The 15,808-nt window shown below is 69.2% G+C and carries 17 protein-coding genes and 1 pseudogene; 6 read left to right on the top strand and 12 right to left on the bottom strand.

Annotation, left to right across the window (positions count from 1 at the left end; all coding sequences use genetic code 11):
• Complete coding sequence (locus AC1Q6E_RS25520; RefSeq protein WP_492573789.1) at positions 1–492, bottom strand: MarR family winged helix-turn-helix transcriptional regulator; 492 nt, start codon at positions 490–492, stop codon at positions 1–3.
• A gap of 144 nt (positions 493–636) precedes the next feature.
• On the opposite strand from AC1Q6E_RS25520, the gene AC1Q6E_RS25525 reads away from it, so the two are divergent.
• The 5 genes from AC1Q6E_RS25525 to AC1Q6E_RS25545 all read left to right on the top strand — a co-directional run bounded on the left by AC1Q6E_RS25525 (position 637) and on the right by AC1Q6E_RS25545 (position 5,089).
• Positions 637–2,067, top strand: a complete 1,431-nt coding sequence (locus AC1Q6E_RS25525) for a sulfatase family protein (protein ID WP_492573790.1) — start codon at positions 637–639, stop codon at positions 2,065–2,067.
• A gap of 66 nt (positions 2,068–2,133) precedes the next feature.
• Entirely contained in the window at positions 2,134–3,102 is a 969-nt protein-coding gene (locus tag AC1Q6E_RS25530) for a tripartite tricarboxylate transporter substrate-binding protein (protein WP_492573791.1), read from the top strand.
• Between the two features lie 3 nt (positions 3,103–3,105).
• The gene (locus AC1Q6E_RS25535; protein WP_492573792.1) at positions 3,106–3,480 is read left to right on the top strand and encodes a 4a-hydroxytetrahydrobiopterin dehydratase; all 375 of its coding nucleotides are present in this window, start codon (positions 3,106–3,108) and stop codon (positions 3,478–3,480) included.
• Between the two features lie 9 nt (positions 3,481–3,489).
• Positions 3,490–4,380, top strand: a complete 891-nt coding sequence (phhA, locus tag AC1Q6E_RS25540) for a phenylalanine 4-monooxygenase (RefSeq protein ID WP_152792818.1) — start codon at positions 3,490–3,492, stop codon at positions 4,378–4,380.
• Between the two features lies 1 nt (position 4,381).
• Positions 4,382–5,089 carry an SDR family NAD(P)-dependent oxidoreductase gene (locus AC1Q6E_RS25545; RefSeq protein ID WP_152792817.1) on the top strand — a complete coding sequence of 236 codons (708 nt, stop codon included), beginning with the start codon at positions 4,382–4,384 and terminating at the stop codon, positions 5,087–5,089.
• Positions 5,090–5,098: 9 nt separating this feature from the next.
• Here AC1Q6E_RS25545 and AC1Q6E_RS25550 read toward each other — a convergent pair.
• From AC1Q6E_RS25550 to AC1Q6E_RS25560, 3 genes and pseudogenes are all read right to left on the bottom strand, one after another.
• A pseudogene (locus tag AC1Q6E_RS25550) lies at positions 5,099–6,036 on the bottom strand (TIGR03571 family LLM class oxidoreductase).
• Between the two features lie 7 nt (positions 6,037–6,043).
• Complete coding sequence (locus tag AC1Q6E_RS25555) at positions 6,044–6,733, bottom strand: substrate-binding domain-containing protein (RefSeq protein WP_152792815.1); 690 nt, start codon at positions 6,731–6,733, stop codon at positions 6,044–6,046.
• A 98-nt stretch (positions 6,734–6,831) separates the two neighbouring features.
• Complete coding sequence (locus tag AC1Q6E_RS25560; protein ID WP_152792814.1) at positions 6,832–7,185, bottom strand: VOC family protein; 354 nt, start codon at positions 7,183–7,185, stop codon at positions 6,832–6,834.
• A 167-nt stretch (positions 7,186–7,352) separates the two neighbouring features.
• Between AC1Q6E_RS25560 and AC1Q6E_RS25565 the strand changes: the two genes are divergently transcribed.
• On the top strand, positions 7,353–8,597 hold the full coding sequence (locus AC1Q6E_RS25565; protein ID WP_152792813.1) for a DUF445 domain-containing protein: 1,245 nt from the start codon (positions 7,353–7,355) through the stop codon (positions 8,595–8,597).
• Between the two features lie 93 nt (positions 8,598–8,690).
• Here AC1Q6E_RS25565 and AC1Q6E_RS25570 read toward each other — a convergent pair whose 3' ends face one another.
• From AC1Q6E_RS25570 to AC1Q6E_RS25605, 8 genes are all read right to left on the bottom strand, one after another.
• Positions 8,691–10,208: a hypothetical protein gene (locus tag AC1Q6E_RS25570; RefSeq protein WP_492573793.1), complete on the bottom strand. Its 1,518-nt coding sequence runs from the start codon at positions 10,206–10,208 to the stop codon at positions 8,691–8,693.
• A gap of 120 nt (positions 10,209–10,328) precedes the next feature.
• Positions 10,329–11,306 (bottom strand): NAD(P)H-quinone oxidoreductase, encoded by a 978-nt coding sequence (locus tag AC1Q6E_RS25575; RefSeq protein WP_152794513.1) that lies wholly within the window; start codon positions 11,304–11,306, stop codon positions 10,329–10,331.
• A 36-nt stretch (positions 11,307–11,342) separates the two neighbouring features.
• The gene (locus AC1Q6E_RS25580) at positions 11,343–12,239 is read right to left on the bottom strand and encodes an IclR family transcriptional regulator (RefSeq protein WP_492573794.1); all 897 of its coding nucleotides are present in this window, start codon (positions 12,237–12,239) and stop codon (positions 11,343–11,345) included.
• A gap of 83 nt (positions 12,240–12,322) precedes the next feature.
• Positions 12,323–12,736: a lactoylglutathione lyase gene (gene gloA, locus AC1Q6E_RS25585; RefSeq protein WP_152792811.1), complete on the bottom strand. Its 414-nt coding sequence runs from the start codon at positions 12,734–12,736 to the stop codon at positions 12,323–12,325.
• 20 nt (positions 12,737–12,756) lie between these two features.
• On the bottom strand, positions 12,757–13,536 hold the full coding sequence (locus AC1Q6E_RS25590) for a class II aldolase/adducin family protein (protein ID WP_492573795.1): 780 nt from the start codon (positions 13,534–13,536) through the stop codon (positions 12,757–12,759).
• Positions 13,537–13,550: 14 nt separating this feature from the next.
• On the bottom strand, positions 13,551–14,015 hold the full coding sequence (locus AC1Q6E_RS25595; protein WP_296556030.1) for a nuclear transport factor 2 family protein: 465 nt from the start codon (positions 14,013–14,015) through the stop codon (positions 13,551–13,553).
• Complete coding sequence (locus AC1Q6E_RS25600) at positions 14,008–14,787, bottom strand: HpcH/HpaI aldolase family protein (protein ID WP_492573796.1); 780 nt, start codon at positions 14,785–14,787, stop codon at positions 14,008–14,010. The genes AC1Q6E_RS25595 and AC1Q6E_RS25600 overlap by 8 nt, the downstream gene beginning before the upstream one ends.
• Positions 14,784–15,764: a Bug family tripartite tricarboxylate transporter substrate binding protein gene (locus AC1Q6E_RS25605; RefSeq protein WP_152792807.1), complete on the bottom strand. Its 981-nt coding sequence runs from the start codon at positions 15,762–15,764 to the stop codon at positions 14,784–14,786. The genes AC1Q6E_RS25600 and AC1Q6E_RS25605 overlap by 4 nt, the downstream gene beginning before the upstream one ends.
• Positions 15,765–15,808: the final 44 nt, after the last annotated feature.

A 15,808-nucleotide genomic window follows, 5' to 3' on the forward strand; every position in this document is an offset into this window, starting at 1 on the left:
CTACGGGCCTTTTGCGCGATCGGCGTTCTCCTGCATCCGGCGCAGGAGTTCCAGCAACCGTTCCACGTCTTCCCCGTCGAATCCTTCCAGCATCCTGGCCTGCCTGTCCATGGCCCGGGCGATCAGCGCCTGGCTGGTCTGCCGGCCCCGCGGCGTCACGCTGAAGATGGTGCGGCGGGCATCGGCGGGATCGGGGATCGAGCTGACCAGTCCCGCCTGCGCCAGCTTGGCCAGCGTGCGGCTGATCCAGGCCTTGTCGATGTGCATGACCTGGCACAGCGGCGTGACGCCCATGTCGCCGCGCGTGGCCAGCACTACCAGGCAGCGGTACTCGGGCAGTGTGAGGCCGGCCACCTCCTGCGCATCCCGTTCGGCCAGGCCGCCCAGGCTGGACGACAGGCGGAAGATGACGAAGCCCAGCAGCGAGGCCAGTTCGAAATCCACCGGCGCGGGCCCGCGCCGGCGGGACGAGGATCGGGAGAGGGCGGTCATGGGCATCGGCCGGGACGAGAGTGGAACGGACAGGCGCCATGTTGACAGAAGCGCGCGCCGGCCGCCAATTTGTTGTCAAAACATCATTGACAACACAACGAAAAGCGCGCATCGTCTCCCCCGCATCGTTCACCGCTCCGTTCAATGGTTTCCAATCTCCTGATCATCCTGTCGGACGAACACAGCCCCGGCGTCATGGGCTGCGCCGGCCATGGCGAGGTGTCGACCCCCAATCTGGACGCGCTGGCCGCGTCCGGCACACGTTTCGCCAACGCCGTGTGCGCCAGTCCCATCTGCGTGCCGACCCGCGCCGCGCTCGCCACCGGGCGGGCCGTGCACGAGGCCGGGTATTGGGACAACGTCGATGCCTACGACGGGGCGGTGCCCGGCTGGCACCACGTCTTGCGCGGGCGCGGCCACGAGGTGGCGTCCATCGGCAAGCTCCACTACCGCGGCGCCGAGGGCGACGACTACGGCTTTTCCGAGAGCCTGCTGCCCATGCACATCCACGGCGGCCGGGGCGAGGTCAAGATGCTGCTGCGCAATCCGCCCACTTCGCTGGGCGATGGTGCCAACATGCTGGCCTCGGCGCGCGCGGGAGAGTCGGACTACAACCGCTACGACGACCGTATCTGCGACACGGCGGTCGAATGGCTGCGGCGCAAGGCGGCGGCGCCCGCCCCGGACAAGCCCTGGGTGCTGATGGTGTCGCTGGTCGCGCCGCATTTTCCGCTGACCGTGCCCGCGCCCTTCTTTGACCGCTACGCCGGGCAGCCGCTGCGCCTGCCCAAGGCCTATCGGTTCGGCATCGACGACGAGGCCCATCCCTTCATCCGGCAATATGCGCGCGAGACCGGCTACAACGTCCATTTCCGCGACGAGTCGGACGTCAGGCGGGCGCTGGCCGGCTACTACGGCCTGGTCAGCTTCCTGGACGCCAAGGTCGGCGCGCTGGTGCGGGCGCTCAAGGCCGGCGGGCTGGATGGCAGCACCCGCGTCATGTACTTGAGCGACCACGGCGACAACGTGGGTGCCCGGGGGCTGTGGGGCAAGAGCACCATGTACGCCGAGTCGGTGGGCATCCCGATGATCCTGTCCGGGCCGGGCATCGCGGCCGGGCGCGTCGAGCACACGCCCGTCGGCCAGACCGATGTCTACGACACCGTGCTCGACGCCGTGGGGGTGCCGGCCGACGCCGGACGGGCATCGCCAACGGCCCGTTCGCTGCTGCGGGAGCTGCCCGCGGGCCGCGCGGTGCTGTCTGAATACCATACCGTGGGCTCGCGGGCCGGCGTCTTCATGCTGCGCGATGCCCACACCAAGTACGTCCACTATTGCGACCATCCTCCCCAGTTGTTCGACCTGGACGACGATCCGGACGAGCTGCGCGACATCGCCGCGCAGTCGCCGGGACGGGTAGGGGCCTGGCGCGAGCGGCTGGCCGGGTTCTGCGACCCCGACGCGGTCGATCGCCGCGCCAAGGCCCGGCAGGCCGAACTGATCCGCCGTTATGGCGGCGACGCGGCGATCCGGGCGGGCGCGGGCATAGGGGGATACACGCCGGTGTCGGCGTGACGGATGGCTTTCGTCGCGGCGCGAGGCGCCGCGCCATCGACAGAACGAACAGGCAGGAGACATGACATGACGTATTCCAAGGTCCTGCGCGGACTGCTCGCGGCCATGCTGGCCGCCGCGGCCGGCGTGGCGCAGGCGCAGCCGGCCGGCGTGCGCCTGCTGGTGGGCTATCCCGCCGGCGGCGCGCCCGATGCCGTGGCGCGGGTGTTCGCGGAGCACCTGCGGCAGGTCGCCGGCATCCCGGTGGTGGTAGAGAACCGCGCCGGCGCGACCGGCAAGCTGGCCATCGATGCCGTGCAGGCAGCGCCCGCCGACGGCCAGACACTGATGGTGATGCCGGCCAGTTCGCTGCTGCTGACGCCCATGGTGCTGACGTCCGCCAACTACGATGCGGTCCGCGATTTCGCGCCGGTGTCCGCGCTGGCCGAATACGGTTTCGGCGTGGCGCTGGGACCCGCCGCGCAGGGCGCGACCCTGGCGGAATTCATGGCCTGGGCCAAGGGCCATGCCGGGCAGGCCAACTACGCGACGCCCGGGCTGGGCACGCCGCAGCATTTCCTGGGCGCGGAGCTGGCCAGGCAGGCCGGCGCGCCGCTCACGCATGTGCCTTACCGCGGGGGTGCCAACGCCGTGACCGACGTGCTGGGCGGGCAGGTGGCGGCGCTGATCACGACCGAGCAACTGCTCGTGCCCTACCAGGCCCAGGGCAAGTTGCGCGCGGTGCTGATCACCTCGCCGCGGCGCAATGCCAAGCTGCCCGGCGTGCCGACCGCGCGCGAAGCGGGGCTGCCGCAGCTGGAGGCCGTGGATTGGTTCGGTCTTTTCGCCAAGGCGGGAACGTCGGCCGACCGGATGGCGGAGTGGAAGGCGCGGGCCGAGGCGGTACTGGCCAGTCCGGCCTACCGCAAAGCGATCGCCGACCTGGGCTACGCCTTGCCGGCCCAGCCCACGGCCGGGCTTGGGCCCAGGTTGGAGCGCGAGCGCGGACGATGGCGCGACCGGATGCGGGTTTCCGGTTTCAAGGCAACGGAATAAGATTTGCTGGGGACGCAGGCCGCGCGGATAGCCGGGGCGCGGCGGAGCGGTGCGATCTCCCGGCGCGAGGAGCAGGCCATGCAGAAATTGAGTGCGCAGGACATCGAGCAGGCGATGGCGGGGTTGCCCGACTGGCAACTGGACGCGCAGCGGGGCGCCATCCGGCGCCGGTTCCAGTTCGAGGATTTCAGCCAGGCTTTCGCGTTCATGACGCGCATCGCCCTGTACGCGGAAAAGAACGACCACCATCCGGAGTGGTCGAACGTCTACAACCGGGTGGACGTCACGCTGACCACCCACGACGCCAACGGCCTGACGCAGCGCGATATCGACCTGGCGCGCCATGCCGACGAGGCCGCGCGCGTCCATTGCAGGTAAGAGGCCAGGATGAAGCAGCCATCGACCGCACCCAAGCACGGTCTTGCCGCCGGCGATTCGGTCCGGCCGGAACGGGCGGACTGGACCATCGATCAGGGTTGGGAGCACTACAGCCAGGAAGAGCACGCCGTCTGGAAATTCCTGTTCGAGCGGCAGTCCAGGCTGGTGCCGGGCCGAGCCTGCCGGGAATTCGAGGCGGGCATGCGCGACCTGCCCATAGGCGCGGACCAGATTCCGGATTTCCGCCGCCTGAGCGACGTGCTGTCCCGGCGCACCGGCTGGCAGGTGGTGGCGGTGCCGGGCCTGGTGCCCGATGACGTGTTCTTCGAGCACCTGGCCAACCGGCGCTTTCCCGCCGGGCAGTTCATCCGCCGCGCCGATCAGCTCGACTACCTGGAAGAACCCGATGTCTTCCACGACGTCTTCGGCCACGTACCCATGCTGATGAATCCCATCCTGGCGGATTTCGTGCAGGCCTACGGCGAAGGCGGGCTGCGGGCCCAGCGCATGGGCGTCCTGCCCAACCTGGCCCGCGTGTACTGGTACACGGTGGAGTTCGGCCTGGTGCAGCAGACCGAGGGCCTGCGCATCTACGGCTCGGGCATCATCTCGTCGTACGCGGAAAGCCTGTTCGCGCTGGACGACCCCTCGCCCAACCGGGTCCGCTTCGAACTGGAGCGCGTGATGCGGACGCGCTATCGCATCGACGATTTCCAGGAAACCTATTTCGTGTTGCACGACCTGGAAGAACTGCTGGAGCTCGCGCGGGTCGATTTCGCGCCCATCTACGAGCGCATCCGCCAGCAAGCCGAGCTGGAGCCCGGCGTCCTGCTGCCGGGAGACGACATCATGACCCGGGGCACCGGCGCCTACCACGCCGCCCGGACCGGAGAGAACTGACATGGCATTTCCACACACGGGCCGGCGTACGGTGCTGATCACCGGCGCGGCCGGGACGTTGGGCGGCGCCGTTGCCGCGGCCTTCGCCGCCGAAGGCGCCAATCTGGTGCTGCTGGACCGCCGCGAGGCCCAGCCGCCGGCCGGACTGGACGCGGTTTCGTGCCTGGCCGCGCAGGTGGACCTGCTGGACGCCGGGCAGGTCGAGGATGCCGCCGGCCGCGCGCGCGCCCGTTTCGGCGCGATCGATGTGCTGTGCAACATCGCGGGCGGTTTCCGCATGGGCGAGGCCGTGCACGAGACCGGCGACGCCACCTGGGATTTCCTGCTGGACCTGAACGCCCGCAGCGTCATCCATACCGCGCGCGCGGTCGTGCCCGGCATGGTGGAGCGGGGCGAAGGCCGGATCGTCAACGTCGCGGCCTATGCGGCCCAGCGCGGGGTGGCGGGCATGGGCGCCTATTGCGCCTCGAAAAGCGCGGTCATGCGGTTGACCGAGTCCATGGCCGCGGAATTGCGCGAACGGGGCATCAACGTCAATGGCGTCATGCCCACCATCATCGATACGCCGGAGAACCGGCGCGACATGCCGGATGCCGATCCCGCGCGCTGGGTGGCGCCGGCCGACCTGGCCGAAGTGATCCGCTTCCTGGCCTCGCCGGCGGCCCGCGCCATCCACGGCGCGGTGGTGCCGGTGACCGGCTTGTCCTGACGCCGCGGTTCAGGCCAGCCCGGCGTTCAACGGGGCCAGTTCGGCGATGACGTCCGGCAGCGGCCGGGCACCGGCGGGCAGGTTCAGGCTGACGTGGTGGGGGTGCCGGCTTCGCGCATGCGCGCGAGGATGCCGGCCAGCGCTCGCACGCCGGTGCGGTAGCCCAGTTCGATGGCTTCGGCGGGCGCATCGGGGCGGTCCAGCAGCTCCACGCGCATGGCGACGCCGAACGCGCGGAACTGGCCCGGCGCGGCGCGCTCCACCGCCTGGCGCCACATGGCGTGACGGCCGCGCTGGACCTCGGGCGGGCGATGGTAGGTGGTCCAGCCCACCGCGTGGCGGGCGATCCAGTCCAGGCTCTGGCCGGCCGAGCCGACGGCCAGCATGGGCACGGGGCTGGCGGGGCGCGGCCGCAGGCTGAAGGCCACGGGCGGGTCGTCCTGTGCGTCGGGCATGACGCGCGGCGGGGTGTCCAGCGCGGCCGACAACTGCTCCCAGCGGGCCCGGAAATCCTCGCGCCGCGTGGCGGAGTCCCGGCCGAACGCCAGGTATTCAGGCGGGCGGTCGCCCGATCCCAGTCCCAGCACGAATCGCCCCGGCGCCAGCGAGGCGACCGAGACGGCGCCCTTGGCGACGTGCAGCGGATGGCGCAGCGTCAGCACGATGGCGCCGGTCACGAGATGGATGCGCCGGGTGCGGGCGGCCAAGGCGCCCAGCCATGTCCAGGGGTCGAGATGGCCGATGGCCTCGGGATAGCCGGGATGGTTCAGCGGCACGTCGCGCACCCACAGCGCGGCGAAGCCCGCGGCCTCGGCCTGCGCCGCGAGTTCCAGTTGGTGGGGGAAATCGACTTCCCGCCGGCCGGCATGTTCGGCGGCGTCGACCCAGGGCAGGGCCAGTCCCAGCGTCAGCCGGTCGGCCTGGAACAGGGACGCCGCCGCGTTCATGGCGGCCTTAGACAGGTTCCATGCCGTTCTTGCGCTTGATCCCGGCGGCCTCGGCGCTGGCCATGAAGGCCAGCAGCTCGCGTACCGTGTCCGGCTGGGCCGAGGTGGCGGCCACGCCGGCGGAGAACGTGGTCATGATCTGCAGGCCGGGAGGCAGGGGCCCCACGATGTCGATGCCCGGCACGTTCATCATCTCGCTCAATTGCTGGAAGCCGAGATCGACTTCGCCCTTGGCGATCAGCGTGCCGACCGGGACGCCGGGCTTGGACTGGACGGTGCGGTCCTTGATCTGGTCGGCGATGCCCCAGCGTTCGAACAGCTTGGACAGGTAGACGCCGCTGGGGCCGGTGGAGTAGCCGATGGTGCCTCCAGCAAGCACGGCCTGCTTGAGCGCGGCCTCGGAGCCGATGTCCGGTCGCGGCGCACCAGCGCGCACGGCGACGTAGACGCCCGATTCGACCAGGTCCACGCGGCTGCCCGCCACGATGTGTCCGGCTTCGGTCATCTGATCGATGACGTTGGCGGCCAGCACGATGGCGTCGAAGGCTTCGCCGGACTGCACGCGCCGGGCGGCATCGACGCCGCCGACGGATTCCACCAGGGCGTCCCGGGCTTGCGATTGCGGGCACTGGGCGACGAGGTCGGCAAGCAACTGCTTGGTTGCCATCGAAGAAAGGATGTGGATCTGGGATGCCATGGTTTGCTTCCTGTGAGTCGGCGGCCGGCACGGCCCTGCCGGCAGATTAGAACATAGGGGCGTTGCGGGACGGGCGGCCTTTTCGGCCGGGTTCCGGCCTACGAACGATGCGTCAGGATGTTGACCAGATTGCCGAACGGGTCGCGCATGTAGAAGCGCCGCACGCCCCAGGCCTCGTCGCAGGGCCCGTAGACGATCTCGGCCCCGTGCGTGCGGGCGCGGGCCAGCACCTCGTCCACGTCGTCGACCTCGATGGATAGCGCCGGCACGGGTGTGCCCGAGCCGCCCTCGCTGGCCACGCTGACCTGGGGCGTCTGGGTGCCGCCGGACGCGAAGGTCATGAGCCAGCCGTGGTCCATGACCACGTCCAGGCCCAGCAGCCTGCCGTAGAACTCCCGCGCGCGGGCGGGATCGGGCGTGGAGAGATTGGCGACGATGCGGCGGACGGTCATGGCGGTCGAGCTCCGGAAGCGAGTCGTGACCCGAGATTCTATCGCCCGCGACCCCCGCGGCTGGAAGCGCGCCGCGCCCGTGGGTAAAGTGGAGGCTTGCCCACCGAAGCACCGCCGTCTTGAATCCTTCCCCATCCGCCGATCCTCGTCTACGCCGGTTGCGCCGCATGAAACTGGGCGCGCTGGGCCTGCTTGCCGCGTCGCTGGCGGGATTCGGGCTCAGCCATGCCATGGGCGGGCAGGGTGCCTGGGCCTGGGTCCGGGCCTTCTGCGAGGCCGCCACGGTCGGCGCGCTGGCCGACTGGTTCGCGGTGGTGGCGCTGTTCAAGCGGCCCCTGGGGCTGCCGATTCCCCATACCGCCATCATTCCCGCCAACCAGGCGCGCCTGGGGGACAACCTGGCCGTATTCGTGCGCGATCATTTCCTGGCGCCCGACGCGCTGCTGGCCAGGCTCCAGGTATTCGACCCCGCCACCCGGCTGGGCGCATGGCTGAGCGAACCGGCCCAGGCTCGCCTGGCCGCCACCATGGCGCGCACGTGGATGTCCCAGGCGCTGGACCTGCTGGACGAACGGGCCGTGCGCGAGGCCATCCAGTCCTTCGTCGTCGCGCGCCTGCGCGCCTGGGATGCCGGGGCCACCGCGGGCGACGTACTGGGCCTGCTGACGCGCGACGGCCGCCATCATCAACTGCTGGACGAGGCGTTGCGGCGCCTGGGCGGCTACCTGGACGACGAAGGCGTCAAGGAACGCGTGTCGGACCTGATGGTGAAGTACGCTCGCAAGGAATGGCCCAGGATCGTCGGGACGGTAAACCTGGTGAAGCCGATCGACGGGATCGCCGATAACCTGGCGGACCGGCTGGCGCGCGCGCTGCTGGACGAATTGCACGAGGTGCTGTCGCGGCCCGATCATCCGCTGCGCCAGGACTACGAGGCCTGGGTGGCGGACTACGTGGCGCGGCTGCGCGACGATGAGCCATTGCGCGAGCAGATCGACCGCATCAAGGCGAGGCTGATCGACCATCCGTCGGTGCAGGAATATGTGCAGGGCTTGTGGGCCGAGATCCACGCCGCCCTGCGCCGCAACCTGGACAGCCAGGACTCGCCGCTGGCCCGGCACCTGGAGCAGAGCCTGTTGGGATTGGGCCGCCAGCTGGCCGCCAATCCCGCCCTGCGCGAGGCGATCAACGAACATGTCATGACCGGCGCGCGCAGCCTGGCGGCCCGGCTGCGCGAGGGCGTCACCGAGCATATCGCCCAGACCGTCAAGGGGTGGGACCAAGGGCGGCTGGTGCAGGCGCTGGAACTGAGCGTGGGGCCCGACCTGCAATACATCCGCTACAACGGCACGCTGGTGGGCGGGCTGATCGGGATCGCCCTGCACGCGCTGGTACTGGCCTTCGGCGGGTGAGCGGCGGCCGGCCCCGGCCTCGCTGCCACCCCGCCTGGGGTTTGGCGCCGCCATTCGCGATGGTCGCCGTTGGGCGCCAGGTCAGGGCCTTGGTCAGGGACGCATGGCGTTGCGCGGGAGCGCCGTGCGATCCGGCAGCGGCTCCGGCGGCGCCATCTGGAGATGCTGGCGCAGGGTACTCTCCGTCGCGCCGGACAGGCCGGAGAGCTGTTTGAGTGTGAGTGCCCGGCCCTGGACGCGGGCGCCGGGGAGGTCTTGCTGGCTGGCCAGATACAGTCGCTGCGCATAGGAGACGTTCTTCTCGTCGGGCTGGCGCGGAAACGCCAGACGCACGGGTAGCAGTTCCGGAGGCAGGGGCGCGAGCCGGGGGTCTTGGCGCAGGTGAGTCTTGCTTGCGCCGGAGAGGCTGGCGAGCTGGTCGATGGTCAGTGGCTGGCCCTGGACGCGGGCGCCGGGGAGGTCCTGCCGGCTGGCCAGGTCCAGCCGCCGGGCATAGGGAACGTTCTTTTCGTTGGACTGGCGCGGAAACGCCAGACGCACGGGTAGCAGTTCCGGTGGCAGGGGGGCGAGCTGGGGGTCCTGGCGCAAGACTGTTGCCATTGCCCCGGATAGGCTGGCGAGCTGGTCGATGGTCAGTGGCCGGCCTTGGACGCGGGCGCCGGGGAGGTCCTGCTGGCTGGCCAGGTTCAGCCGCCGGGCATAGGGAACGTTCTTTTCGTTGTGCCCGCGCGGAAATGCCAGGCGCACGGATACCAGCTCCGGTGGCAGGGCGGTGAACTGGGAGTCCTGGAGCAGGACGGACGTCGTTGTCCCGGAGAGGCTGGCGAGCTGGTCGATGGTCAATGGCCGGCCCTGGATGCGGGCGCCGGAGAGGTCCTGCTGGCTGGCCAGGTTCAGTCGCCGGGCATAGGGGAGGGCCTTTTCGTTTTCCCCGCGTGGAAACGCCAGTCGCACGGGCAGCAGTTCCGGTGGCAGCGGCACGAGTTGGGGATCCAGGCGCAGGTTGCCTTCCGTCGCTCCGGATAGGCTGGCGAGTTGATCGACGGTCAGTGGCTGGCCTTGGACGCGGCCACCGGGGCGGTCCTGCTGGCTGGCCAGGTTCAGGCGCCGGGCATAGGCGATGTTCGTTTCGCCTTTCTGGCGCGGGAGCGCCAGACGCACGGGCAGCAGTTCCGCGGGCAGGGGCGCGAGTTGGGGATCCTGGCGCAGGTTGTTCTCCATCGCGCAGGACAGGAGGGAGAGCTGCTTGAGGGTCAGTGGCTGGCCTTGGACGCGGGCGTGGGCTTGACCCTGCTGGCTGGCCAGGTTCAGCCGTCTCGCATACGCGGCGTTTGTCTCGTTCTCCTTGCGCGGAAATGCCGCTTGCACGGGCAGCAGCTCCGGCGGCAGGTGGGGCGTGTTCTTTTGCCGCTTGGCGGACCTTGGATCGTCCGCTTGTTCGTAGGCGCGGATGCCGGGGTGCGCGGCGCGTTGGTTGCTGTCGTTGCGGACGCCCGAGGGGTGGCCGGCGGACGGCGGTGGGAGGGGCGCGGAGGGAAGGGTTTCGCGCGCGGGAGCGGGGGTTCCGGACGGCAGCGGCGCTTGCGCAGCGAAGGGGTGAATGGGGTTCATGGCGGGCGAGAGGTCTGCGGCCACGGGGGCCGGTTGCCAATGAGTGGCATGAAGGTGAAGATAGTTCGCTCCGTTTGCGCGCATGCTCGACGGCATGGCGGGTTGAGGGCGGTTTCCAGGCTAGGGAATCAGCAGCATCTTGCCGACGTGGCCGCCTTGCTCCAGCGCGCGATGGGCCTGCGCGACCGCATCGAGCGGAAAGCGGCGATGGACGACCGGCCGGACCTTGCCCGCCGCGAACAGCGGCCAGACATGCGCCTCCAGTTCCCGGCAGATCCGGGCCTTGTAGGCGAGGTCGCGCGACCGGAGCGTGGTGCCGATGAGTGTCAGCCGCTTGCGCATCATCTCGCGCACGTCGATCCGGGCGTCTGGCCCGTCCTGGACGCCTATGGAAACCTGGCGGCCATGGATGGCCAGCACCGACATGTTCCGAGGCAGGTAACCGCCGCCCACCATGTCCAGGATCACGTCGACGCCTTGTCCTGCCGTGGCTTGCAGGACTTCCTCCACGAAGTCCTGCCGCTTGTAGTTGATCGCGGCGGTGGCGCCCAGGGACAGGCAGGCCGAGCATTTCTCCGGCGAGCCCGCGGTCGCATAGACCGGATGGCCCAGCGCGCGGGCGAGCTGGATCGCGGTGACGCCGATGCCGCTCGACCCGCCATGGACCAGCAGCGATTCCGCGCGCCCCAGGCGCGCCTGGCCCCAGACGGCATCCCAGACGGTGCAGAAGGTTTCAGGCAGCGAGGCGGCATCGATCAGCGAGATGCCGGGGGGGATGGGCAGGCATTGGTCGGCCGGGGCCGTGCAGTACGAGGCATATCCGCCCCCCGCGAGGATCGCGCAGACCTCGTCGCCAGGTTGCCAGCGGGTCACGTCGGGCGCGCATGCCACGATCGTTCCCGCGACCTCCAGGCCGGGTATCGAAGACGCGCCGGGTGGTGGAGGATAGTTCCCGCGCCGCTGGACGAGGTCTCCATGGTTGATGCCCGCGGCCGCGATCTGGATCAGCACTTCGCCCGCCGCCGGCTCGGGGCGGGGAAGATCCCGTATTTGCATGACCTCGGCTTCGCCGTAGCGGGGAATGTCCACTCCCCGCATGGTGCCGCCCGTTTCTCGAACCATGAGAGGCTCCCTTCAGTCCTGTGTGAATTCCGCCCTGGACAGGGTCGTCTCCAGCATGGCGAGCATCGCCGTCAACTGCGGGCCGATGTCTTTTTCCATTCTGGCGCGCCGCGTCGACAGGCAACTGACCACGCAGTTGAACACGACGATCTCGCCGTTCACCCTGCGCTTCATGGGAGCGCCGACGCCGTAGATGCCGGGAAGGGTGTAGTCGTAGCACACGCAGAACCCCAGGCGGTCGTGGTCATCGAAGCTGCGCCGAAGCGCGTCCGCGTAGCGGGCGTATTGTTCCGGCGTCTTGACGCGGATCTCGTTCAGAATCGCGTTGCGCTCGGAGGTGTCGCAGGCGGCCAGATATGCCCTGCCTATCGATGTGCCGGCCATGGGGTGGGCGAGTCCGACGTCGGAGAACTGCGGCGCGGCGGGCAATCGGCTGCGGCTGGTCTCGATGTACACGACGTTCAGGCGATCGCGTATGCCCATCGATACCGATCCTCCTATCGTGTCCGCCAGGGCGTTCATGGCGGGCCGCGCCAACTGCCGCAAGGAGATCGAGGCCAGCAGCGGATAGCTCAGCGACAGGACGGCGGATCCCAGTTGATACTTGCGCTGCCTGGGGCCGGCGCGGAGGTATCCCAGGCGGGACAAGGTGTAGGTCAGCCTCGATACGGTAGGTTTGGGAAGCCCCGTGCGCAAGGCCAGGTCCTTGTTGCCCAGCAGGGTGTCCTGGGGCGTGAAGCAGCGCAGGATCTCGAGTCCCCGCGCGAGGGTGGTGGCGAACTGGCCATCGTCCAGCGTGTCGGCGTAGGCGGGGACCTGAGGCAGCGCTTGCGGTGCCTGGGTGTCGATGGCACGAGGGGGACGGTTCCTGGCTGGCGTGGCGTCCGCCTCCATCTTGATGCGTGTCATCGCCCGCCCTCCATGGTGGTGTCGAGGCGTACTGTACACGTGCGGCTGGCGGCTGGCATTGGCCGGACCGGGCGGCGCCGGGATCATCGCGGCGGCTGTTCTATCAACTCGATCCGGTAGCCGTCGGGATCGGCCACGAACGCGATGATCGACGTGCCGCCCTTGACCGGTCCCGGCTCGCGCAGGATGGCACCGCCGCGGGCGCGGATGGCGGAGCAGGCGGCCTGTACGTCCGGCATGCCGAGGGCAATGTGGCCGTAGGCCGTGCCCGCCTCGTAGCGGTCGACGCCGTGGTTGTAGGTGAGCTCGAGTTCGGCCTGATCCGGATTCCCGCCATAGCCGACGAACGCGAGCGTATATCCCTGTTCCGCTCTTTCGACGGTGCGCAAGAGCCGCATGCCGAGAACGCCGGTATAGAAATCGATGGACCGCCGCAGGTCGCCCACGCGCAGCATGGCATGGAGAAAGCGGCATTGGCCGGAGGTGCGGGGATGCATGGAGATCTCCTGGCGGGGCGTCAGTCGCGGTAGCCGGGGTCGCGCCGGTCGAGGTAGCGCAGCATGGTGGGCCATTCGAGCACGCCGAATGGACGGCGGGTGTCCGGCCGGTAGAGATGCGCGGTCTTTTCCTGGATCTGCCGGGAGGGCAGGTTCAGTTCGCCGTTGCATGCCATGGCGTCCACCTGCACCTTGCACGCCAGCTCCAGCCAGTAGAGGGCGTTGAAGGCTTCGCCAACGCTGGGGCCCAGCGCAAGCAGGCCATGGTTGCGCAGAATCATGACCGGCGCGTCGCCCAGGTCGCGGGCCAGGCGCCGACGTTCGTCGAGATCGACGGCCACGCTTTCATAGTCGTGGTAGGCGACCTGCCCGAAGCGCATGGCGGTCTGGGTCAGGGGCAGCAGCCCGCATTTGAGGGCGGATATGGCCATGCCGGCACGGCTGTGGGTATGGATGACGCAGTGGGCGTCCGGGCGCGCCGCATGCACGGCGCTGTGCACGACGTATCCCGCGTAGTTGATGTCGTAGCCGCCGTGCGGGTTGTAGACCACGCGGCCGTCGAGATCGATCCGGATCAGGCTGGACGCCGTGATCTCCTCGTACATATAGCCATACGGATTGATCAGCAGATGGTCCGCGGTGCCCGGGATGCGGACGGTCGCGTGGTTGTAGATGAGGTCGCTCATGCCGAATGCCGCGATGAGGCGGTAGCAGGCGGCCAGGTCCACCCGCGCCTGCCATTCCTCTTCGGACACTTCGCTCCGGACGCGGGAGAGCGGGTCTCGGTCGATCTGATGCATGGACGTTTCTCCTGTCAGGCGGGGAATTCGAACAGTCGCTTCAAGGACTGGTGCGTGAACCGCCATCGTCCTTCGTCTAGCCGAAGTTCCGCCGTTCCCTCGAGAATCAGGTAGGGCGACTTGATGACCGGCGGCTCGCCGCCCGCTTGCGCATGGGGGCTGCGATAGGCCGTGACGTAGAAGGAGGCGCCGCAGCACGGCACGCCGGACGGCGGCGAGGCCGCGGGCGCGACGACGATGTTGGTGATGACATGCCGGACCGCCGCCGTGCGCGGCCGGCGGCTCAGTTCGTCGACGATGGCTTCCCGGCCGCGCAGCAACAGGCCGTTGCGATCCCAGGTGCCCGTGGGAAGGAAGGCCTGCGCCATGCGGTCATACCGCCAGTTGTCGAAGTCGAGATAAAACCTCAGCACGCTTTGCGAGACGGCCCAGCCCGTGGCCGCGGACACCTCGGTATCGGTCGAAGGCGCGCTAGGCATGGCGCCGTTCTCCCGGATGGCGGCCGGCATGCCTGGCGGCGAGTTCGTCGGCGGCCTTGACCAGCAGGCTGGCGTCGGAGGCGAACGCGAACAGGGTGGCGCCGGCGCTCGCGTACAGTTCGAGCTGGGTTTCCGCGCACAGGATGCCGGCGATCTTGCCCAGCTCCCGGACACGGCGGATGGCGTGCGTCAACCGCTCGACGTTGGCGGCCGCCATCGGTTGGCCGAGGTCCCCATGGTCCGCCGCCATGTCGTTGGGGCCGAAATAGATGCCGTCGACGCCGTCGGTCGCGATGATCTCGTCGAGATTCGCCAGGCCGGCCCGGCTTTCTATCTGGGCCAGGGCGACGATGTGGTCATTGGCCTGCCCGAGATAGGACTTGTCGCGCCCATAGCGGCTGGCGCGGATGGTGCCCGCCACGCCGCGATGGCCCTGGGGCGGATAGCGGGTGGCGGCGACGACCCGCCGCGCGTCGGCGGCGTCGCGCACATTCGGAAAGATCAGCGTCCGCACACCCAGGTCCAGGTACTGCTGGATGGGGGGCGTGTCATGCGAGGCGGCGCGGACGATCGCTTCCGGGCCCGCGGTTCCGAACGCGGTCAACATGCCGTGCAGGCCGGCGGGGGTAAGGGGCGAATGTTCGGCGTCGATGACGACATAGTCGAAACCGGACGGTGCCAGCGCCTCGGCGGCGATGGCCGAGTTCAGGCTGACGAACAATCCGAACCGCAGGCCGTCCTGGCGTATCGCTTCATGGAATGGTTGTTTCATTCGGGGACGACTCCTGCGGCTTTGACCATGGCGACCCACTTCTCGATGTCGGCCTCGATCAGGTGGCGGAACTGTGCGGGCGTATTGGGCGAGAGTTCGTAGCCGCCCGTGCGCGCCGCCTGCTGGAACGAAGGTTCTTTCAATAGATCGCCGATTTCACGGGCCAGCCGTTCCACGATGGCCGGTGGCGTACCGGCCGGAGACACGAAGCCGAACCATACCGTCATGTCGAAATCGGGCATGCCCGCTTCGGCCATGGTGGGGACGTCGGGGGCGCCGGAGGTGCGATTGGGGCCGGTCACGGCCAGGACCCGCAGCCTGCCGGCCTTGGCCTGCTCCAGGGAGTTGGCGCCCACATCGAACATCAACTGGACTTGGCCGGCCATGAGGTCGTTGAGTCCGGGGCCGCTGCCTTTGTAGGGAACGTGAATGAGCTGGATGCCGTTGGCGCGGGCGAATTGTTCCGTCACCACGTGCATGGCGCCGCCGTTGCCGGTGGAGGCGTAGGCGAAGGGGGCCGGCCGCTGTCGGGCCAGGCGCACCAGGTCCTTGACCGAGTGTGCCGGGACCGAGGCGTTGATCGCCAGGTACAACGGCGAATAGAAACCGAGCGAGATCGGCGCGAAATCCTTGATCGGGTCGTAGGGCAGCTTCTTGTAGGTGCCTACGTTCAGCGCCAGCGTGGACATGCTGCAGAACAAGAGCGTGTATCCGTCCGCCGGTGCGTGGGCGGCGGCTTCGGCGCCTATCAGCGTATTGGCCCCGGGCTTGTTCTCGACGATGACCGGCTGGCCCAGGCGCGCCGCCAGCCCCTGGCCGACGTTGCGCACGAAGACGTCGGCCAGCCCGCCCGCGGCATACGGGACGATGATGCGTATCGGCTTGGCGGGGTAGGCGGACTGGGCCCGGGCAGGTCCGCCGTGGCAAACGATGGTGGCGAGAAACATCCCCGCCAGGACGCGTGTGTATCGATGCATGCCTGTCTCCTGAGTTCTGGGTCTTGTTGGGCCGCGCGGTGCCG

Source organism: Pigmentiphaga sp. MLSB6-MA01 (genome assembly GCF_058793475.1).